General features: G+C 38.6%; 18 protein-coding genes and 1 tRNA gene. 6 read left to right on the top strand and 13 right to left on the bottom strand.

What is annotated here, in order from left to right; genetic code table 11:
- Window positions 1-643 precede the first annotated feature (643 nt).
- A complete protein-coding gene (locus tag AC012T_RS14765) occupies window positions 644-1672 on the top strand; it encodes an SGNH/GDSL hydrolase family protein (RefSeq protein ID WP_487059442.1) in 1029 nt (342 codons plus the stop codon).
- On the opposite strand, the gene AC012T_RS14770 is transcribed toward AC012T_RS14765, so the two are convergent.
- The 3 genes from AC012T_RS14770 to AC012T_RS14780 all read right to left on the bottom strand — a co-directional run bounded on the left by AC012T_RS14770 (window position 1614) and on the right by AC012T_RS14780 (window position 4569).
- Window positions 1614-2360, bottom strand: coding sequence for a class II aldolase/adducin family protein (locus tag AC012T_RS14770; RefSeq protein WP_487059444.1), 747 nt, complete (start codon window positions 2358-2360; stop codon window positions 1614-1616). The two genes, AC012T_RS14765 and AC012T_RS14770, sit on opposite strands and share 59 nt — an antisense overlap.
- A gap of 259 nt (window positions 2361-2619) precedes the next feature.
- Window positions 2620-3612: a pentapeptide repeat-containing protein gene (locus AC012T_RS14775; RefSeq protein ID WP_487059446.1), complete on the bottom strand. Its 993-nt coding sequence runs from the start codon at window positions 3610-3612 to the stop codon at window positions 2620-2622.
- A gap of 66 nt (window positions 3613-3678) precedes the next feature.
- A complete protein-coding gene (locus AC012T_RS14780) occupies window positions 3679-4569 on the bottom strand; it encodes a hypothetical protein (protein ID WP_487059448.1) in 891 nt (296 codons plus the stop codon).
- Window positions 4570-5047: 478 nt separating this feature from the next.
- Here AC012T_RS14780 and AC012T_RS14785 point away from each other — a divergent pair, with 478 nt between their 5' ends.
- Together AC012T_RS14785 and AC012T_RS14790 are read left to right on the top strand one after the other, a co-directional pair.
- A complete protein-coding gene (locus AC012T_RS14785) occupies window positions 5048-5137 on the top strand; it encodes a P-loop NTPase fold protein (protein ID WP_487059450.1) in 90 nt (29 codons plus the stop codon).
- A gap of 235 nt (window positions 5138-5372) precedes the next feature.
- The gene (locus AC012T_RS14790; RefSeq protein ID WP_487059452.1) at window positions 5373-5945 is read left to right on the top strand and encodes a RipA family octameric membrane protein; all 573 of its coding nucleotides are present in this window, start codon (window positions 5373-5375) and stop codon (window positions 5943-5945) included.
- A 35-nt stretch (window positions 5946-5980) separates the two neighbouring features.
- Here the strand turns inward: AC012T_RS14790 and AC012T_RS14795 are convergent, their stop codons facing one another.
- Window positions 5981-8341 (bottom strand): P-loop ATPase, Sll1717 family, encoded by a 2361-nt coding sequence (locus tag AC012T_RS14795; protein WP_487059454.1) that lies wholly within the window; start codon window positions 8339-8341, stop codon window positions 5981-5983.
- A 303-nt stretch (window positions 8342-8644) separates the two neighbouring features.
- Window positions 8645-8716 (bottom strand) — tRNA-Thr (locus AC012T_RS14800).
- A gap of 33 nt (window positions 8717-8749) precedes the next feature.
- On the opposite strand from AC012T_RS14800, the gene AC012T_RS14805 reads away from it, so the two are divergent.
- Window positions 8750-9019, top strand: coding sequence for a DUF3493 domain-containing protein (locus AC012T_RS14805; RefSeq protein WP_487059455.1), 270 nt, complete (start codon window positions 8750-8752; stop codon window positions 9017-9019).
- A 151-nt stretch (window positions 9020-9170) separates the two neighbouring features.
- Here the strand turns inward: AC012T_RS14805 and AC012T_RS14810 are convergent, their stop codons facing one another.
- From AC012T_RS14810 to AC012T_RS14845, 8 genes are all read right to left on the bottom strand, one after another.
- Window positions 9171-10799, bottom strand: coding sequence for a DUF1565 domain-containing protein (locus tag AC012T_RS14810; protein WP_487066601.1), 1629 nt, complete (start codon window positions 10797-10799; stop codon window positions 9171-9173).
- Window positions 10800-11117: 318 nt separating this feature from the next.
- On the bottom strand, window positions 11118-11315 hold the full coding sequence (locus tag AC012T_RS14815; protein ID WP_487059457.1) for a hypothetical protein: 198 nt from the start codon (window positions 11313-11315) through the stop codon (window positions 11118-11120).
- Window positions 11316-11833: 518 nt separating this feature from the next.
- Window positions 11834-14971: a translation initiation factor IF-2 gene (gene infB, locus AC012T_RS14820; protein ID WP_487059459.1), complete on the bottom strand. Its 3138-nt coding sequence runs from the start codon at window positions 14969-14971 to the stop codon at window positions 11834-11836.
- Window positions 14972-15109: 138 nt separating this feature from the next.
- On the bottom strand, window positions 15110-15310 hold the full coding sequence (locus AC012T_RS14825) for a hypothetical protein (RefSeq protein ID WP_487059461.1): 201 nt from the start codon (window positions 15308-15310) through the stop codon (window positions 15110-15112).
- A gap of 151 nt (window positions 15311-15461) precedes the next feature.
- Window positions 15462-15734: a YlxR family protein gene (locus tag AC012T_RS14830; RefSeq protein WP_323312969.1), complete on the bottom strand. Its 273-nt coding sequence runs from the start codon at window positions 15732-15734 to the stop codon at window positions 15462-15464.
- 97 nt (window positions 15735-15831) lie between these two features.
- Window positions 15832-17109 (bottom strand): transcription termination factor NusA, encoded by a 1278-nt coding sequence (gene nusA, locus AC012T_RS14835; RefSeq protein ID WP_487059463.1) that lies wholly within the window; start codon window positions 17107-17109, stop codon window positions 15832-15834.
- 119 nt (window positions 17110-17228) lie between these two features.
- Window positions 17229-17690, bottom strand: a complete 462-nt coding sequence (rimP, locus tag AC012T_RS14840) for a ribosome maturation factor RimP (protein ID WP_438891091.1) — start codon at window positions 17688-17690, stop codon at window positions 17229-17231.
- A gap of 184 nt (window positions 17691-17874) precedes the next feature.
- A complete protein-coding gene (locus AC012T_RS14845) occupies window positions 17875-19320 on the bottom strand; it encodes a hypothetical protein (protein ID WP_487059465.1) in 1446 nt (481 codons plus the stop codon).
- A gap of 256 nt (window positions 19321-19576) precedes the next feature.
- Between AC012T_RS14845 and AC012T_RS14850 the strand changes: the two genes are divergently transcribed.
- Both AC012T_RS14850 and rfbB read left to right on the top strand, forming a co-directional pair.
- A complete protein-coding gene (locus tag AC012T_RS14850) occupies window positions 19577-20263 on the top strand; it encodes a peptidoglycan-binding domain-containing protein (RefSeq protein WP_487059467.1) in 687 nt (228 codons plus the stop codon).
- A gap of 565 nt (window positions 20264-20828) precedes the next feature.
- Complete coding sequence (rfbB, locus tag AC012T_RS14855; protein ID WP_487059469.1) at window positions 20829-21917, top strand: dTDP-glucose 4,6-dehydratase; 1089 nt, start codon at window positions 20829-20831, stop codon at window positions 21915-21917.
- Window positions 21918-22095 lie beyond the last annotated feature (178 nt).

The following is a 22095-nucleotide window of genomic DNA, read 5'->3' on the forward strand; positions in this document are numbered from 1 at the left end:
CATGGACTTTTACGAAATTACGAAAAACCTAGATTTGTAGGGGTAAAGTGCATTGCTTAATGGTGTCAACTTAAGCTCAAATCCTGATGATATCTCGTTCCCAGTCTCTGACTGGGAATGCTATTACAGAGGCTCTGCCTCTGTTTTCATATGAGTATGGGAACGAGAAAGGGTGAAACTGATATTTTACAAAGCTTTCACGTTAAGTTGACACCAATGAACACTGCTAAACTCCTACCCATAGAATCAAATGATTAAGGCGTGTTGAGTATACAACTTCCTATCACCAGACACAAGATTTGGACTATGGGTTTTTGATATCTATAACTTCATAAGTCCTTTATAATACGCCATTAATTATAAAGTTAAAGTAAATCTCAGGGTTTTTATTGAAATAAGATCCTATATCTTGACATAAACTAAATATAATTACGTAAATTAACTTACAGCAGTTTGCGCTGAGTCAAGCTGGCAGAAAAAACAGATCTCAAATTTTGTAAAAATACTTAGATTGCAAGCATCGTAATTTTTCACTTTGTTGCATGAGTTTTTTAACAACTTCATAAATAACCGTAGGTTTACTAATCCCTACAGATTTATTGATGTGCAAGATTCACAAAAAATACCAACAATCTAAATAAACATGAAAAAACAAGTTGTAGCGGCCGGGTTTGTTGTTTTCTCTTTTATGTTGCCACTGAAAGCTTCAGCAGCAACTTTTAGTCAAATTATTGCTTTTGGAGACAGCACTGTTGATAACGGCAATACATTCAAATTCACCGAAGCAGCTATAGATGATGGAATTCCACCTGCTCCATACTTTAATGGACGTTTTTCTAATGGGCCAGTCTGGGTAGAATACCTGGCAGGGAATCTAGGTTTAAAAGAAACTAACTATGCATTTGGTGGCGCTACTACTAGTACTGTTAACACCCTGTTTAATGATCCGTTAACCCCGGATATTATTGAGAATCCCTTAAATTTCCCAGGCTTGACACAACAAATTCAGGCTTTTAAGGGAACTAATTCGCAAGCTGATAAAAACGCTTTATACATAATATCAGCAGGTGCTAATGATTATCTTGGTGAAGGAAACACAAATTTTGTTCAAATAGTCAACAATTTGGCGAGTGCAATTACTTCACTTGCGTCTATTGGTGCTAAAAATTTCTTAGTGGCTAATTTACCTAATTTGGGTGATGTTCCTTTGACTAATGGGGGTCTTTATTCTGATCAACTCAACTTTTTAACTGGATTGCATAATTCGACTTTAAGCCAGGCTCTCAATGGGTTGAATCAGCAGCAACCAAGCCTGAATATCACTCTTTTTGATGTTAATTCTTTAGTAAATAGTGCGATCGCATTACCAGAAAAATTTGGTTTACAAAATGTGACTGACGCTTGTTTTGACAGCGATGCTAAGACACTTTGTAACAACCCAGACGAGTATTTATTTTGGGATAAATTGCATCCTACAACCTATATGCACAGCATAGTAGCAAGAGGAGCGCAAGAATCACTGAAAGAGATTCCTGAACCTTCAGTAACTTTGGGAATGTTGGCACTGGGGGCTTTGGGTGCGACAGGAGTTATGAAGCGCAAACAAAAGGCGCTCAATTCAATAAATCGGGTTCTTGTCGGACAATCATCTCGTACAACGATTGAAAGCTAAACCAACCCAATTCATGGGAACCAACCTGGCTCTGGGTCAAACTAGCATACTCTGGTTTGATCAGGCTAGGTTTTCCAGCCGCTTCCGCTAATAATTGAGCTTGGCAAGAACGCTCCATTGTGATGAACCACCAAGCAGCCTCATCAACTGTTTGACCAACTGTCAGCAGTCCATGATTTTTGAGAATGACAGCTTTATTTTGACCTAGAGTTTGAGCAATACGTTGACCTTCTTTAGGGTCAAGAACAACACCTGTGTAGTCATCAAACAGACTATGGTCTTGATAAAAAGCGCAAGCATCTTGGGTAATCGGGTCAAGCAGACGGCCAAGGCTTGACCAGCTTTTACCGTAGATAGAATGAGCATGAGCCGCTGCAATGACATCAGGACGGGCTGCATGAACTTGGGAATGAATAGCAAAAGCTGCCCGATTTACTGGACTACTACCGTAAATGACCTCACCTTGATGATTAACTAAAATGAGGTCGCTCACTCGAATTAAACCAAAGTGCATTCCAAAGGGGTTAACCCAAAAATTTTGAGGATTTTCGGGGTCGCGTGCAGTAATATGACCAGCAACACCCTCATCAAACCCAAACCGAGAAAATAAGCGAAATGCAGCAGCTAGGCGCTGCTGAAGATATAACCGTTGTTCTGCAACAGAATTAAAAGTTGGTATTTGGATCATATTATTAATTTTTTCTGAAATGTAATTTGCATACCATCAAGAGAGCTTTAGGACTTACGCAAGAAATAATCAAAAACCTGATTCTTTCGCAGGGGTAATTCATGAATTACCCCTACTTTCGTGATGTTTTGTGTAAGTTCTGATCCTACTAAACTCTACGAATCGCTTATATTTCAACTTGAAAGAGACTGAGTTTTACACTTATCAAGTTTTCTATAAATACGCTGTATTTACAAAGCTAAAATTCACAACCTAATATTTAGTAATTGATTTTACCATCAGGCATTACTGCGCCAGTTAAATCTGCACCAGTCAAATTTGTACTGCTAATTTCTGCTCTGATCAGATTCGCTTGACTTAAATTAGCACCCGTCAAGTCTGTTTTGGCAAGATAGGCATCAACCAAGTCGGTTTCCGTTAGGTTAGCCTCACGCAGGTTAGCCCGACTTAAATCAACTCTACTCAATCTAGCAAAACTCAAATTTGCTCGACTCAACTTGGCTTTAGTTAGTTTAGCATCTGGCATAATTGCACCATACAAATTAACACCTGTAAGTTCGGCTTCATTCAGATTTGACCGTTCCAATCTGGCATTGATCATGTTGGCACCTTTCAAATTAGCACGCTCCAGGTTAGTATCACTCAAACCTGTTTGATTCAAAATAGATTCACTCAAGTTAGCATCACTCAAATCAGCATTACGCAGCATTGCTTCACTCAAGTTAGCACCACTAAAATCAACTTTAGCTAAGTCTGCACCAGTTAAATTGGTTCCCCGCAGATCAGCCTTACTGAGGTTAGCACCTCGGAGAATAGCGCTGTAGGTTCTTTTTTCTTCTCGCAGGTTCGCACCACGTAAACAAGCACCTTTTAGGTTAGCACCACTTAAATCAGCACCACGCAGATCTGCATCCATTAAGTTAACATCCCGCAAATCCGCTAAAGTTAAATTCGCATTACGCAAATCAGCACCCTGTAAACTTGCACCATGCAAATCCGCATCATGTAAGTTAGCACTGATTAAACTTGCCTGATTTAGGTTAGCACCACTTAGTTTTGCACAAATGAGATTTGCCCTATCGAGAATTGCTCTATTGAGATAGCTAAAAATTAGGATAGTGTTACACAAATCTGCGCGACTTAAACGTATACCAATTAAGTCTGCTCCAAATAAATTGACCCCATTTAAGTCAGCCTCGATAAATTTTGTTTCTCCATTTGCATATTGCTTAAGAAGTTCATTAGCATTCATATTTTTCAGTTTCAGTTATTACAAGTTCTCAATTTTTACAAGATTTAAAATAGTCTAAAATTGCTATTATTCTTTTTTGTCAGGTGTATTTGTTAGAGGTGACATGACAATTTGACAAGTGTTATTATCCTCTTCATATTCATCCTTATCCTCATTTTCGTCATATTCATATTCATCAATTGGTGTAGGTTGATAACTGGTATTGACTATAGTTTTAACTTCTGGAATTGAATAGTTATTCAACGCTTTTTCTTGTTGTGTAGATACAATATCGCCATAAAAATCTTGCATAACGCGAATGATTGCACTAGATGCTTGAGTATTTTCATCTGAGTTGCCTAGATGTCTAATAGTATTATTTAGTTTAGATTCTAGCTCTTTGAGAGTGGCACAAGAATCAAATAACTTTTGCAACAAAACATCAAGTTCTTTAGTCTTCAATTTTAGCCAGTCTTCTTCCTTGAAAGTAAATTTATTATAAAGTGCAGAAAATAAAACTATTTTAGCCCTAAGTGGGTTAGTATATTTCATTAGATTTTGACGTAAATCAAATTGGTTATATTGAGATTTAATTGCCTTGCTATGAGATTTTTCTGGTAAGCTTTTGGATGATATTTCATTTTGAGTAGGTTGTTTTAATACTATTGCTGTTACTTCTTCGGGTACTATATATATTTTTTCTATTTCATTTAAAATTACACTGGCGACAAGAGTATATTCGGACTTTTTATTCAGGGTTTTGACAACTTCAGATAAAGTGTAATTCCAATGTTCTATGGTGGGGTTCAAGCTGCATAATTCTTCAATTAATTCTTGTAATTTAAACTGATCTAAGGTATCTTGATCATTCTCCCAAACATTTTTACAAGCACAAAAGATTAATTTTTTAATCCGTTTTGAGTTTTCATGTTGTTCTAAATTTTTAGTTACTTCGTCAAGGCTAAATAGAGTCTGCATTGGTGAATCTCTGGTTGCTACGAGTTATAGGTATCCGATAGAGATAAATTATAGCGGTACTGGGGTTTTCTTACTATCTCTGTAATACAACGCAAGGATTTACGCCATTTCCTGCTAAAAGTTACGGCCTTGCATGGGAAAATACCTGAATTGACACAGAACTTGTCAACCTTTTTGGGTAACTTGAAAGGCCTGGGGTGATTGGGGTGCGATCGCAAAGCTGACCGTTCACGTAGTGTTCCGTAGGAAAGGTATCGCTTAGGTTGGGGCTTACGGCGATCGCTTACGTCCATCGCTCGTTGGGAAAAATTTCGGTTTAACCCCCCACCATCTCGGCAGCAGTTTGAGGCATTTGCTAAGGTTGTGGGGGTTGATGTGGATAGGTTATTGCAGATGTTAGCATCTGCTGGGGCGGGGATGAAAATAGAGCCGATTTGGTTATGTACTGCTTGTTATATTGAGTCACCTTGTCATAGGATTGAATGGTACTTTATGCTCTTGGGGTTCTGGTAAATCAACTTTATTGAACTTTATTATTCACTACCTTGAACAGAAGTCAGAGAAGTAACAGCCAATGATTGTAACTTTATATACTAAATTCTTATAAAAGGAGTCGCTTAAAGCTCACTAGAGGATCACTGAGTCATTTAGTCAAAGTCTCTTGGGATATGTGTTTTCAGCTATTTTATCGGTGTTTTTTACCTAACTAAGTTCCATTATGAAGTAATTTATCTATATAGATTTTTACTAGATATTTGATACATAGTTGATATACCATATAAATAGAATTGCTAAGTATTATTATGCACGATGACATTTTGAAGAAAAAGTTGAATAGTAATGTTAACACTTCTCCGCAAGAAAGCTTAGATACCCAAACAAACAAGATAAATACAACTAAATTATCCGAAGATATATATGGAAAAGACTTTCACGTTCACCTTTTAGAACAATATAAAGTTTACGTTGAAATGATGGATAGGGTTACTTCAAGACGACTACAAACTAGTAGTATTTATATATCAATCCTTTCCGCTTTGCTTGCTTTATTAGCAATAACAAATAATAAAGAAGTTTTTGATGTTTCTCAGAATATAGTTCTTATTTCTATCTGCTTTTTAGGGTTAGTCGTATGTTTTTTATGGAATATAAATGTGCGTTCTTACAAGCAACTAAACTCTTTAAAATTTAAAGTAATTCATGAAATGGAAACTTATCTTCCATTTCCTTGTTACGATAGAGAGTGGCAAATTCTTAAAGAAGACAAAACTAGAAAATATATTCGTTTAGCGAATATTGAGCAATATATACCATTAGTGATGGCAATTCCTTACTTAATGTTGATGACTTATGCTATTTTAAGGCTGATAAAATAATTTTACATTTTATCTCTCTGAAGATAAACGCTGTATTACAGAATAAATGAACATTCAAGATAGGAAAGCAATGCGTTATGAATTCTGAATCTATCGCTATTAAATTTCTTTGCTAATATTTTTATTTTATTTGCTTCTTCAGCATCATACTCATAGCGAAATTCATTCAATCTAATTTCTCTTCCAATAATTGAAACTGAGGCCAGATAATCAATAAAATCGTCAATTTTTTCCTCTGTATCTATGGTAATTTTAGCGTTTTTCATACCATCAACGATAACTGATTTATTTATGATATTTGGTGAACCTACTAATTCATATAAAAAAGATTCTATTTGCTCTACAGTAATTTTACTTTCTGCAATGAGAGATATAAAGAACCAGCTGGAATATCCCTTGTATGCTAATTGTACATCTTCTACCTCAATCTTGGAATGCCCTTTCATAATGGCAGCATTCTGAGCTTCTTTAAAGAAGTAAATAATATCTCTAGGTCGTGGCATTATATTCTGATAAATATATTCTTTAATCGGCATATTATCAATTTTTTCAGTGATATATTTTTCCCATAATTCTGAAGATAATACTGTTTTGTTATTTAATTGTACAAATCTTTCTTCGATAATTCTAAACAGAATTTCTCTGTCATTCCATTCAAGTCTAGTGAACGCTATTTTATCTGGTTCTATAGCATATTTAAGAATATAGTTAAAAATATCACTTCTTAAAAAGATTGTTAAATGAAATCCTATCTTTTTTTCTACACCCTTAACTCTAAAAGAATATAAATCTTTAATTATTCGCTCTGTTAATCCTAGTAAGCCTAGAATCCATTTACTTTGAATTTCAAGTTTAGCATCTATTCTCCAGGATTTATCAAGGTTATCTATAAGTACTATAATTTTCTTGCCTTTGTCAAAAATTTCACTAAGCAAATCTCTGATGTTTTTTAGGGTTTCTTCATGCAATACTTCCGAGACTTTCACCTTGAAATCTGAAATTTTTTCTCTGTTGCCAAAGTTAGTAATATTAGATAATTCTTCTTCAAGTCTGACAGAAAAATTTTTTAAGAAAATATTAGATTTGCTTTCTATAAAATCGATAAAACTAATTTCTGCCTGACTTAGAGCGTATAGGTACTTTAACTTTAGTTTTTCATATACAGATTTAGAAACTTCTGTATAAATTAAAAATTTCCATACACTCTCAATTAAATAGCTCTTTTCATACTCCTCTGGCAAACTTTTAAGTAAGTGAAGTAGAGCATCCAATTCAAAATCAATTGGTTTAATTAAGCATACATGATTTCTAGCATCTCTAGTTAAATCTTCATTCATAAAATAAAGAGTAGCAGTCTTACCAGAACCTTTTCTACCTACTACTATGTTGTATTCATTTTTTAATATATTCGTTAATCTAGATGTTTCAATATAATATTCATACAATTCATTACTTTCCTGTTCTGCTAAATATTCTCCAAAATTAATTTTTTGTAGTTCTGTTCTTTGCCTTTCGATTCTTCTATTAGTACGTTGTTTTGATAATGATTCTAATGCAGTTTCTTCAATAGGTCTTAAAAATGATGTAATTACATCTTTACATTTTGATTGATTATCATATTTTATGAAAAATTCTTGGTAATCTATTGGAACTTTATATGGCTCTTCACTCACCATTAAAAGGTTTAAACCTAAACCAAGAGCCATACCTGAAATTAGAGAACATTTAGAATTTTGAATTTCAAATCCTTCTCTATCTGTACTTGAAAACTCTGTTAAGACAGCATTAACACTATTTAACCCTTGCAAATACCATGTAAGTGATTGAATTCTCACCTCTGATGAGTCATCTGTTATACAAGGCAATTTATCCTTCATAATACAATTGGTAATTGTCTGACTATAATTTGTATCAATCTGGCTTTTTAAAAATAGAATTATACTTTTACTTCTATTGCGATCAACCATTTCTAAAAATTTTTTGTAGTGACCGCTTTCATCATTAAACGGATTATCAATAAAAAAATTTTTTTCAATATCATTAGTATTATGATATCGAGTATAACCGATTGATCTTAGTAACCCTAATTCATCAAACCTTCTTTTTGATACGGTATGAGATGTATCGAGTATAAGCCAAATAGGTTTATCTTTAGCAATTGCATAGCCTAATTCAAATAAAACATTATCGCTAAGACCAGTTAAATCAGCACAGAAATAGTCTGCCTCATCTATAGCATTTATAACTTCTTTAATGATTATCTTGCCACTTACACTAGAATTTTTCCAAGACCTAAGAGTAGTTACATTAGTATTGTTAATTCGATGAATTGCATCTTCAATTGATTCACCAGAATAGCTTGGTGTACCACTGTAAGCAAAAAATCCGGTGTTCATAAGCAAGATTTTCCTCTAATTTCAAATTTCCTAATTTTTACACAGCAAAAAACGATAACTTTAGTTACCAAAGGAGTGATATATTCAGTCGGTTTTATGTGAACTAAATTTTATACATACTCATTATAAAGCACCACATTATCTAAATAGGTCTATTTACGGTGCTGATGCGATTAATTTTGAGGGTGTGAACGTAGGCTGATAAATCAAGTCCAGCCAAGCAGGAATCACAGGTTTACCTTCATAGAGGGATGCGATCAAATTTTATAAGAGAAAGCGACGGTAATAATATTGAATAACCAAAGCCGATGATGGGATTTGAACCCACGACCTACTGATTACGAATCAGTTGCTCTACCCCTGAGCCACATCGGCATACACAATTTGATATTATATCATTATTTACCTATGATAGACCCAAATTCCCAAAATCGTTTTAACTCTAAACAATATGCCCACCTGAAAGCCGAAATAGCAGCCCCCTATCGTGGTTTGCGGCAATTTATCTATATAGGTGTTGGTGCTTCTGGTTTTATCGGCGCATTCACCTTCTTTTTTAAACTCTTGGCTGGCAAGAATATCGACAGCACTTTGCCCAATTTCGCGCTGCAAGTGGGAATAGTTGCCTTGATGATATTTCTTTGGAAATGGGAACAAAGTCGGCAAAAACGTCTTTAACGGCTTAAAATTAAGAATTTTAAGCCTCTCCCCGCAACGGGGAGAGGTTTGGAGAGGGGTTCTACAAATTCGTCGAACTCACGTCACATTACATCAAGCGCCCGATGAAAATTTTACCCATAGTCTGGCGCTTTCAGTTTCTCAACTTAGCCTACTGTGCTGTCACCAAATAGGGAGAAGAAATTGGTTGCGCCCTGCCAATAGTCACAAGTGACTGATAAACAAAAGCCGCAATTTCTGCTCTAGTTGCCTCACGATTAGGATCAAGTTGTTGCACCATAGGATAATTAATCACTAGTTGCCTTGCAGTTGCAGCCGCAACAGGAGCGATCGCATAATTGGGAATTTGAGCCGCATCAGTGTAAAAACTGAGAATATTGTTATTATTGGCAGTGAAATTCAAACCATTAGCTAGAGCAACTAATGCCTGTACTCTGGGAATTTGTTGCTGTGGTTTAAACGTACCATCAGGATACCCAGCTACAAATTGACTTTGGTAAGCCGATTGAATTGCTCCATAAGCCCAAAAATTACTTGCCACATCCCTAAACTGAATAGCTGTACGTTTAGCCGGGGGTGTTAACGCTTTGGTGATAATGGTAGCAAATTGAGCGCGAGTAACAGGCTCATTGGGTCTAAAAGTACCATCGGGGAAACCTGCAATAATATTTTGGGAAGCTAAAGCTTCAATATAGGTTTTTGCCCAATAACCTGTAGGCACATCCTGAAAAACTACAGGCCCACCAGGTTGGTTAACAGTTGCAGCCACAAAATCGACTGCGCCGAAAATGCGCTTTTGATCGATATCATTCCCAATAGCAACAATCCTGTTAACCTTCGTCGAATTATTCAAGTCATAACGGGCGTTATCACGGATCAGATTCCCACCAGGGTTGTCATTAGTACCGAGATTGGGAAGAGCATCAATTGTGGCTACAATACCATCTCGTTTATTACTCTGAATAACATTGTTACGCAGTACAGGTTGAGCCGATTCTGAGATAAACATCCCGTCGTTGTTACCAACGATGTTGTTACCTACTACTAGAGTTGTGGCAGCACCACCAATAGCCAAACCAAAACCAGTATCTTGAAATAAGTTATTGCGGATCTCACCTTGAGCAGATTTAGTTACTGAAACCCCATTGCCTTGATTTTTCACAAAGACGTTATTTTCAATTTTGGGATTTCCTGTACCTGTAATGAAAACACCATCTCTAGCACTGTTTGTAAAAGTACTGTTTTTGATAGTGGGATTACTTGACTCTACCCATATCCCAGTACCCCGTGAATTGGGATTAGTAACAGTGACACCTGTAATAGTAGTGTTATTCTCAGCCAAGATTGTAATGTCTTGTCTAGCAAAGGTGCGACTGGTGTAATAACCACCACCTATAATTGCTGTTCCTTGACCTTTGATAGCTTCATTACCCAGAAGTATTACTCCTGGTTTGAGTAACAAGGGAAAAGTCTCTCCAGTATCCTTGGTATAGCTACCAGGTGCTAGTTGAATAACTGTATTTGATTGGGCCCGCGAAATAGCGAAGGTAATTGTTTTGTATGGTGCTTCTGGAGTAGTACCAAAACTGTTACGATCGTTACCAGTAACAGGATTTACGTAAATCACTGTGGCACTGGCTGGAATTTGTGCAGTTAAAGTTGGTCTGGAACTAGCATTGACTGTACTGGGCAGTAGCATAGAAGCGCCAGCAATAACTAACAAAGCTGTTAGACTGGTTCCTAAGGTTAAGGTAGAGATATGAAAACCCCTATATTTCATTTTTATTTTTCTGATGTACTTGATGACGCGACTTTTAACATAGTCTAAGGTAACAGGGTTTAACTGTAAAACCCATGCGAAACTATACTGGATGATTAACGCTTGTTCAGCCAAAATTGTGATTACAAAATAATACGGTTCAATTAACTTGAGCCACAGTGTTTAGTCTGGGGGGTTAATTAAACCGTATTAGATTAAAAGAGGTAATTTTTTTGCTATTGTGAAATTTTGTCATGGAGTTTGCGGTTAAAGCTCTGGGAAATTTTTCCCATACACTCCGCTAGTTGTCAACAGGTCTCAAAAGATTTACTGTTTTTTTTAATAAGCTAAAGTTTCTAAGGTTTCTCGTAAATACCTTTGGACTTGCTGTTCTAGGCGCAGACCTTGTAATTGAGCAGTACATTCTAGTTGCCAGCGCTGGAAACCGGAACTAGTAGAAATTGCATTCTTAAGGTTGTGCCAAAATTGAGCATCACGAGAGAATTGGCCAGTGCTAGAAGCTGAAATTTGAGCCATAGTTTCTCATTCCTCATTTTTAACTTCCAGAGTTAGACTATTTTAGATTTTTGACTTCGGATTGATGATTTGTTTTGCCCACAAGGGGGAAGATATGAACGAAGTCAAACCTAAAATCTGTAAACAGGGTCAAGATGTAATTCACCTGTACCCCTCAAATTCTGAAATTTTACTTAAATCTTTTCTAAAGATAACGTTTATGTAGCAACAAGTTCTGTGTTATTGGTCACTAAAATTGGCACTACACTCAAATTTTTGTGTAAAAACAAGTTGTTTGTAATTAAAAAGAGATTTTTTTAAGTAAGTGAGACTCCAACTAGTGGCAGTTAGCACTAGCAACAAATGAAACAAAATCTTTTTTCCTTTTGCTTTCTGCCTTCTGCCTCTGGCTGCGCTCCCCCTGCCTCCTGTTTTGTTGTTTGAAGGTGTAAGAGTGCTGAGGTTTCAGGTTTGAATGTTGAACTAAAAGCTACGCCAACCCAACATTCATAAATTAACTCAGCACTCCCTACTCAACATTACTTAGTGAGGGTGAGGGTACGGCGTTTGGTTACCATCTGATAGGCTTCAATGATGTCACCTTCAACCCAGTCATGGAACTTATCAATGTTGATACCGCACTCATAACCGGAGTTGACTTCACGGGCATCTTCTTTCATCCGTTTGAGGGAATCAAGTACGCCTTCATAGACCACCTTACTACCGCGACGCACTCGTACTTTGCAATTGCGAAGTAGTTTGCCTGATTGAACATAACAACCGGCAACCGCACCACGACCAACGGGGAAGACAGCACGGACTTCTGTTTGTCCCAAGGGTTCTTCCACCAATTCTGGTTCGAGAAGACCTTCTAAGGCTCCTTGAATATCTTCCAGAAGTTTGTAGATGATGTTGTATTCCCGCACGTCTACACCTGCTTCATCAGCAGCTTGTCTGGCACCACTGGCAAAAGTGGTATTAAAACCAATGATGACGGCGTTACTAGCAGCAGCCAAGTCGATATCTGTTTCGGTAATTTCTCCAGCAGTAGCCAACAGCATCCGAATTTGGACTTCGTTTTGGGGAATTTGCTTGAGAGATCCGATAATGGCTTCTACTGAACCTTGAACATCTCCTTTGAGGATCAAGTTGAGTTCTTTCAACTCGCCTTCTTGGGCTTGAGCAGAAAGGGTTGTGAGGGTTACACGTCCTTGTAACAGACGTGATAGGCGTTGTTTGTCGGCGCGATCGCTTGCTAGAGTTCGTGCTACTTTTTCGTTCTCGAACACCTCGAAGTCATCACCAGCTGCGGGTACATCACTTAAACCCAGTACCTCAACAGCGCAGGAAGGACTAGCAACATCTACTCGTTTGCCTCTGTCATCAACCATCGCCCGGACTTTACCAAAGGCAGAACCAGCTACCAGCATATCTCCAACATGGAGAGTACCGTTTTGAATCAGCAGGGTAGCAACTGCACCCTTAGCTTTATCCAAATGAGCTTCAATGACTGTTCCCTTAGCCACACGATTTGGGTTAGCAGATAGTTCTCCTACCTCAGCTACTAGCAAGATCATTTCTAGTAACGTATCTAGGTTCTCGCCCTTAATAGCGCTGACAGGAACCATGATTGTTTCACCACCCCAATCTTCTGCCGTCAGTCCATAATTGGTTAATTCTTGTTTAACCCGTTCTGGCTGTGCGCCTTCTTTATCAATCTTGTTAATGGCAACAACGATTGGTACACCTGCTGCTTGAGCATGGCTAATAGCTTCTATAGTTTGGGGACGGACACCATCATCGGCAGCTACTACCAAAATAGCAATGTCTGTTACCCGCGCTCCCCTTGCCCGCATAGCTGTAAAAGCTTCGTGACCAGGAGTATCTAGGAAAACAATTTGTTGCTTTTTGCCATCATGTTCTATATCCACGTGGTATGCGCCGATATGCTGGGTAATACCGCCAGCTTCACCAGCCGCCACCTTAGTTTTGCGAATTGAGTCGAGTAGAGTGGTTTTACCGTGGTCTACGTGACCCATAATCGTCACAACTGGTGGACGACGAATCAGGTGTTCCAAGTCGGTCACGTCGATCATTTCCGTGACTTTCCGGGCTTCTGCTTCTGGTTCAGTAATTTCGACTTCTACTTCTAGCTCTTTAGCTACCAGGGTAATGGTCGGAATATCCAGATTTTGGGTGATACTTACCGCCATGCCTTTCATAAACAGGATTTTCACAATCTCTGTATCGGCAACAGCCAAGCCTTCAGCCAACTCTTGGACTGTCAGCGGCCCAGTGACAACCAGTTTTTCTGGACGTTCCTGTTTGACCTCTGCTTCTTGTTGACGACGATTGTTGTCACGGTAAGAAGAACCAGACTTTTTATTATTTCTGGTAGTTGGAGCAGCAGCAACTAATGTTGGTTGCTGTGCAGGTCGAGTAGATTTGGGCTTAGGAGGACGTGCGATAGAAAGACTTACCTGGACGGTTGCTGGAATTTCCAGACCCTCTTCATCCAGCAAATCGTCTTCTTCAAAATCATCATCTAGGATGGGTTTGACTCGTTTGCCTTTCGGGCCAATCTTCGCCTTTTCTTTAATTTCGTCAATTATCTCCTCTTCTTGCCATTTTTTTCCACCTTTGGCTAGTCGAGGAGGTGTGGGGCGTTTCAAATCCAGGAGATCAGGTGCGATCGGGGTATTATCATCTAATCCCTCTTTTTTCGCCCCTGCTCCTACCATATGCCTTGGTGGAGTCGCCGTTGGTGTAGCTGGCGATTCACCAGGACGCGCTGGTCTAGGACGTTGTACATCCGTTGATGTTCCAGGCGCAGATGGTCTACTCGCTCTGTGTTCAGGTTTGAGCGGTGATGGGGTTGAACGTACCTTCTGATCTGTGTTTGGTTTGCTTCTGGGCTTGGCTTGGTCGCGTTCGTCTTCACCCCGCGTCGGTCGTTCCCGTTTGAGGACAGGTTTGATTGCCGGAACCAGCGGCTCAGTGGCAGATTCGGTTTCTTCTGACGGTCTTGAGGGCGGAGAAACTAACTGCGGTTTTTGAGCTTTTTCTGGTTTTGCTCTTGGGGCAACCACTTTTTCTGGTTTTTCCCCTACTGGATTGGCGTTATTAGTTGGCTGATCCGGTTCCGCAATATTAGGTTTTTGCGGAGTCTCCGATTGATTCCGGGGTACAGGTCGAGTTGGTGCCGTCGGCTTCATGGGCGAGACTGGTGTAGCGAAAGGCCTTGGGGGTGAAGGAGAATTAGCCATGGCTGATGCCTCCTGCGCGCTATCGCGAATGTCACTCAGGCTATCAGACGAAGCCGCTTGGTTATTAGTATCAATTGACGCCTCTGGGGCGTTGGAGGTAGTGTTTCTCAATATTTTGGGTTTGCGAATTTCCAAAATTTGCTGTTTGTGGGATGCAGCAGGTCGGTTACGTCCGCCAGTTTGAGGTGAATTTGGTTTATGGTTATTTGTACCTAATTCCTTTTTGGGCGAGACAGTCGTAGCTGCGAGTTTTTCCGCAGCCATACGAATTTGTTCAGCCTCAGATTCTGAGATTGTGCTGCTATGACTTTTGACCGCGATGTTGAGCTGGTCGCAAATTGCTAATAGCTCTTTGTTATCCAAATTCAATTCCTTTGATAATTCGTAGATTCTAACTTTGCCGTTGTTCATCCACTCTTTCCCCTTTAATTTACAGTTTTAGCGGATGGTTGCCTGGTTTGTGACATCTCCATCCTTTGATCACTGTTTTTTAGGTTGCCCTTGGTGATGTTGCCGGTGCCTCCAATTAGGAAAGAGAGATGTTTCGGTTTAATTCTGGCATCCCCATCTGGAATGATGGTTGACTGATTCCCACAAAAATTTTTGATTTAAAAAATTTTTATGGACAGCCTTGAAGCCGAACTGCGCTAAAGCGCTACCAGGTTGCCATACTTGAGTTTTTTGTTTTGCTGATTCTGAGTCTTCCACAACACAATCGAGTAAAACTTGTTGGGAGTATTGCTTAGTCATTTCTCTCAATGAAAGGAGAGTAACTTGCTTTCTACTACCCATTTACTATTTTGGCACTAACCCCAACGATACCAGAGGGAGTGATGAGAGTGCCAATTGTTTGGCTTTCATCACAATTGCTCTAGAGATTACCGTCTTTAAGTTGTTCCAATTAAATGTGATTTTTTTGGGTATTGCTTTGGGCTAGACGCTGACTCAGTTCCTGATAAACTGCTTCAGGTACTGTTCCATGTAGCGATCGCCCTAATCTATTTTTTTTCTGAGCTACTTGTAAGCAGCTAGTTTGGGGACAAATATAGGCAGAACGCCCCATGCCCTGATCTAATTGTACCTTTCCAGATGGAAAGACGCGGACAATCCGCCAAAACTCTTCTTTGAGTCCTATGCGGCGACAACTAATACAACGCCGATAGTTTGGTTTCATCAGTCAGTTCAGAAGTTTATAATCCCCTAAAATTAATTCTGATTCGCCCATTTTGACATTTGACAGTTAGTAGACAGTTCCTAACCACAGTTAAGGATTAATCTTCTTCCCCAGTGTCAAAATTATCATGCTCTAATTCTAATTCTTCTTGATTTTCATCTTCTAGTTCCTCCATCTCATTTTCATCATCCTCCGGTTGATATTTTGCTCTTACAGCCACAAATTTAGCATCCTCTGCGGCATAGTCATATTTAGCTTTATCTTTAATGTCAATTTTCCAACCGGTCAATCGGGCGGCTAATCGGACATTTTGTCCTTCTTTCCCAATAGCCAAACTTAGTTGATCTTCAGCTACGAGAACATGGGTTTGCCGAGTTTCCGGGTCCATCAGGCGGACTTCATCAACCCGTGCTGGACTTAAGGCGTTAGCGATGTAGGTTGCGGGGTCTGGAGACCAGCGAATTACATCAATCTTCTCACCTCTTAACTCATTAACTACCACTTGAATTCGAGATCCTCTAGCCCCAATACAAGCCCCAACTGGGTCTACATCGCGATCTAAGGTATCTACTGCTATTTTAGTCCGGGGACCTACGTAACGGGAAGGGGGATTGGCTTCTCTTGCTACAGCTACAATTCGCACCACTTCATCTTCAATTTCTGGGACTTCGTTGGCGAATAAATAAACTACTAATCCGGCATCAGCACGAGAAACGAGCAACTGAGGGCCTCGTTGCTGACCTTGAGATACTTTTTTGAGATATACCTTAAAGGTGGCATTAGCCCGATAATTATCGTTGGGTAACTGTTCCCGTTTTGGTAATTCAGCTTCTACTTCTGGTTGACCAAAACCACTGCTAACTGCCAAAATTACAGATTGACGCTCAAACCTTAAAACTCTAGCTTGCAGTACAGTTCCTTCTAAATCTTGGAACTCTTCTTGCACCATCTGCCGTTGTTGATCCCGCAGTTTTTGTGCTAGTACTTGTTTGGTTTGCATTGCCGCCATGCGACCAAATTCCCCTTGATCTGGGGTAACATCTAGTACTACTGAGTCCCCTGACTGGGCTTCAGGCGCTACTTGTTGTACTTCTTCTAAAGAAATTTGATGGTCGGTGTTACTAACTTCATCAACAATAGTTTTTGTAGAAAGAACGCGAAATCCTTCTCCTTCAATATCAAGTTCTACTTCAAAATTATCAAAATATTCTTCATCAAATTGTCTACGCTCTAAATTTTGGGCGCGACGATAACGTTCGTAACCTTTAAGTAGTGCTTCTCTAATAGATGATTGAACTGCTAAACGAGGTAAATTTCGCTCGCGGCTGATACTTTCAATTAACTCTTTTAATCCAGGTAAAGTAACCATTGACATAAGCAATCTCCTTAAATTTTATGTCAGCATCCAGTAAAATTTTGGATTTTAAAGTTTGGATTTTAGATAAAAATCTAAAACCCCCAATCTAAAATCTAAAATCTAGAATCTAAAATCGATTAGTGGCGCTCATCCAGCTGCACCCTGGTAACTAGGGAACGGGGAATTTCAACTACACGACCTTTCTGATTTAGGTAAACTGTTGTTTCATCCCGGCGAATCAAGTGACCAATCCATTCTTGCTGTCCGTCGTAGGGTGGAGAAGTGGAGATAGTTACAGGAAATCCCTTAAAAGAAATAAATTCCCTGTCGGTCACTATTTGTCGCGAAATACCAGGACTGGATACTTCCAATACATAAGCATCTGGAATTATCTCTGCCGCATCTAAGGAGGCTTCTAAAGCACGGCTCATCCGTTCACAATCATTCAGGCCAGTGTCCTGTTGGAGATTACGGATGTCCACCCGCAAAACTGGTGGTCGCTGGTTGGTGTGAAAAACTATACCAACAACTTCCAATCCCAGTTCTTCTGCTACTGGTGTGGCTAATTCAATAATTTGTGGGACTAAGGGATGAGTCATGCGAGAATTCAATAAAAAAAGTGGGCATTTACCCACTTCCTGCGATAGGGATATCTTCCAAGAAGTCTTGTGACGAACCGTCGTTGGTTCGCCCCTAACATGAGTGTAGCGTATTTTTTTCGTTAGTCATTAGTCATTAGTAAGTTGACAGGGAATAGGGAATTAGTTATTTTCCCCATCTCCTTTACCTATCGCGGATTTCTGGGAGAACGCCTCTATGTACTACTGTTTGGACAGATGCTTTATTTCTCATCTGCCTGGTTTGCTCAATAATTTGGTCAATATCCTCTTGGGATAAACGTTGGACGTAGTTAATTTTGACTTCTTCGAGAAAGTCGTTGAGTAAACTTTGAATTTCTGTAATTACGTGTTTTTCCTGGATTTGGGAACCTAAAACCGTGCTGAACTTTTCGATTAACTCGTTAGTAAGTTTTGCTGCCACTGGATCTTGAATGGCACTAACCAAGGCACTATATAGGTTAGTGGTAATTTGGTTGACTAATTGTTTACTGACTTGGTTTTGTGCTTGTCCCACACCTGGAAGCATCTGTAGATGACGATAAGCTGGTATTTGCTGGAAAGCGGTTTCGATATTGTGGCTCAAAATGGCATTAATTTCTGGCTGGATTTTGGGTAGTACTTGATTAACAATGGTTTTTAATAACAGTCCAGCGATCGCTTCCACTTCATTGATATTATTAATATCTATGTAGGCACGCTCTTTTTCTGGCTGCAAAAGCCACCGAGTCAGATCACCTCGCTGAATTGAACCCTGTACTTGATTTATTACTCGCACTACCACTATTTCTGTGATTTCTTCGGCAAAGTTGGCCACTATACCTTGATGGATTTGTCGCCTCACTAAATGTAGATCAATTAACTGGGCTTGATCTAGACGAATTATTACTGGTAAAACTCGCAACCAACGCCAAACAGGAATTAGTAAAAATAAATCGTACCAACGCCACAAAATCGCTTCTAACAGGCTTAAATGCGGATTTTGACGTTTGATATAAAAAGTACGTCCTAGCAATTCCAAGCCAAATATTACTACAAACGGTAAATCAATTAACCAAAAAGTATCGGAAAACTCCCCATTCTCCTCAATTTTTCGGTAATAATTAGTAGCCATTGAAGGGCGAATTCGCTGGTTGAAAAAACTAATTTCTTGAATCCAACCATTTTTAGATAAATACCCCGGACTCCAAAAAGTAGCAAAGGCGCGTTTTGCAGATTCTTGGCCAATATGTTCCCGCATCCGGTTTTTAATTTTTTCCAAAGATCCACTCTTACCCGCACCCGCAAAAGGGTTACTATCAATCATCTCACTGCTGAGACGGTTAATTTCCTTTAGCTTGGCGATTACCACAGGTGAGTTTAACCCTGTTTGACTTACCTGTTCTTCTAATGCAGCTACTGTTTCCAGATATTTTTTCGTGTCTCGATGAGTTTCAATACCTTTAACTGGATCATATATCTGAGTGATCTGAGGAACTCTTCGGAAGTAGAAATCCCGCCAAGGTACATAACTTAAATCAAACAAAACTAACCCTAAATTAACAGTAGCAGTAATGGCCATTAACCTTTCAAACCATAGGTTGTTTTGCTTGCGGGATTTTATTTTAATCATTACTAGTTATGGAATATACCGAATTTTGATATTTCTTACTCTTGGTGTAAGCTACGGACTGGTGATGACTACTGCTAATAAAAACCAGACCATTGTATAGATATCAAAGGATCAACTTATTTATATTAGTTAATAATTCTGATGATTCCAAATTAATCAAAATTAATGAATAATTAGCAAAAAATAACTTAAAGAAACTTAAGATGCATTTGTTAGCATTTGGATTTTGCTGATTTCATCTCAAGGAGTTTTAATAATGTGGTGTGATTTAGGAAAATCAGGAACAACCATAGCTTTGGTCTGTGTAGTGACAGTTGGTGCAGTAATCTCAGATACTGCTTTTGCAGTCCGTCAGCGTAATTATAACCCAGAGGAATTCCGTGCTGTTTTACGGGGTTTAGGCTATAACGTCAAAGTGACAAACAGTCCACTAACAGATGAAGAAACTAAAAAAGCCATTACTGAGTTTCAAAAAGGCTATAAGTTAAGTGTTGATGGTCAAGTCGGCCCAAAAACTCAAGCTTTTGCTGCCAACATTGTACAAATTCTGCAAGGGAATTTGAATGCTGTACTCAAGCCAAATCCTGTCTTACCTCGTGATCAATTTTACAGTCCCCGCGTAGAAGAATTAGTGAAGGAGTATCAGAAAAAAAATCAACTTCAGGAAACTGGAATTGCTGATTTGGTACTTCGTCAGAAGTTGAATGAAGAGGCCAAGAAAATAATTAGTCAACCAGTAACAAAGCCGTCACCAACAGCTACACCCACAGCCAAACCAAAACCAACAACAAAGCCGTCACCAACAGCCAAACCAAAACCAACAACAAAACCGTCACCAACAGCTACACCCACAGCCAAACCAAAACCAACAACAAAACCGTCACCAACAGCTACACCCACAGCCAAACCAGCACCGACAACAAAGCCGTCACCAACACCCTAGATTTGTAATTTATTTACGTTTTTTCTGGTAAATGAAGTAGACGGTTAGGGGCGAACGTCCGTTCGCCCTACTATAATTTATACTTGTTTCTAAGTGACTGACTTATGAACAATCCTCTCAGATAGAGATATGGGAATTATCTATATATTATTAAGTTTATAAAGATACATATAAAAATTATGTAAGAATGCTCTATACCTGATAGTTGTATTCAAAGTTTATGTATAATATCTTTACTGATGGTGTTAGGTAGAAAAATTCCGTATAAATATAATCTAAGGAGATAAATTAGGACTGTTTAATTACGATAAAAACTTTAGGAATCCTATTTGCTTTTTGTTGGTTTAGCCTGCGCTTTACATTTGAAAAATACACATATTTATGCCTTATTTCCTTTATTATCCGTATTTTTGAAATTGCCGAATTTACGCTTAATTTAACAAATGAATAGAATATTAGGACTTACGCAAAATGTGCTTGAAAATCTTATTCTTTCGTAGAGGTAATTCATGAATTACCCCTACTTTGGTTCTGTTTTGCGTAAGTCCTGAATATAACAGGTTATATGTCAAACTTCAAAAAAGATGATATGCCTACTCTATTAGTAACAGGTGGAGCAGGCTTTATTGGATCTAACTTTATCCTCCAAGCTAGAAAAGAAAAATGGGCTAATATCATTAATTTAGATAAACTGACCTATGCAAGTAATTTACAAAATTTAGCAGATGTGCAGGATGATCCCCACTATTGTTTTATTGAAGGAGATATTAATAACTTTGAGTTAGTAAGTTATTTGCTCAATCAATACCAGCCAGATGGAGTAATCAATTTTGCAGCTGAAACCCATGTTGATCGTTCAATTCTTAGTCCTCAAAATTTCATTCAAACAAATGTAGTAGGCACATTTCAATTATTAGAATCTAGTAAGTTTTATTGGCAAAAGCTAACATCATCAAAACAAGAAAAATTCCGCTTTTTACACATATCCACAGATGAAGTATATGGTTCATTAAGTCTCACAGATCCAGCCTTCAAAGAAGATACACCCTATGCGCCGAATAGTCCCTATGCAGCTTCTAAGGCGGGTGCTGACCATCTAGTTCGTTCCTACTATCACACATATGGACTACCTGCTTTAACAACTAATTGTTCAAATAATTATGGACCTTGGCAATTTCCTGAAAAACTGATTCCTTTGACTATTCTCAATGCTTTGAATGGTAAACCTTTACCTATATATGGTGATGGACAAAATATCAGAGATTGGCTATATGTAGGCGACCACTGTGAGGCTATTTATCTTGTTCTCAGAGAGGGAAGTATTGGGGATACATACAATATTGGGGGTGTAAATGAACAAACTAATTTGGTAGTTGTGGCAAAGATTTGTGCGATTCTTGATGAATTAGCACCTAAAGAAGATTTTCAATATTCTTCTCTCATTACCTTTATTAAAGACCGTCCTGGTCATGACCGCCGCTATGCAATTGATTGTAGTAAGATTAACAAAAATTTAGGTTGGCAACCAAAAGAAAATTTTGATAGTGGTCTGTTAAAAACAGTTCGGTGGTATCTCAATAACTCTGCTTGGGTAGACTCTGTATGTACAGGTACATACCAAAACTGGATTAAACAAAATTACGAATCAAGATGATTTGTTTTGATCTATTTAGTACTTGCTTCCAGTTCTCATAAATTTTCCTGAATCCTTACGGTTTAGCATTGCCAAACCCCTACTAAACAACTTTTTCCTCGTTCCCATACAGACTATGGGAATGAATTCTAGAAGGCTCCGCCCTCTATGAAAACAGGGGCAGAGCCTCTGTAATAGC

This window comes from Anabaena sp. EIM26 (assembly GCF_057568715.1).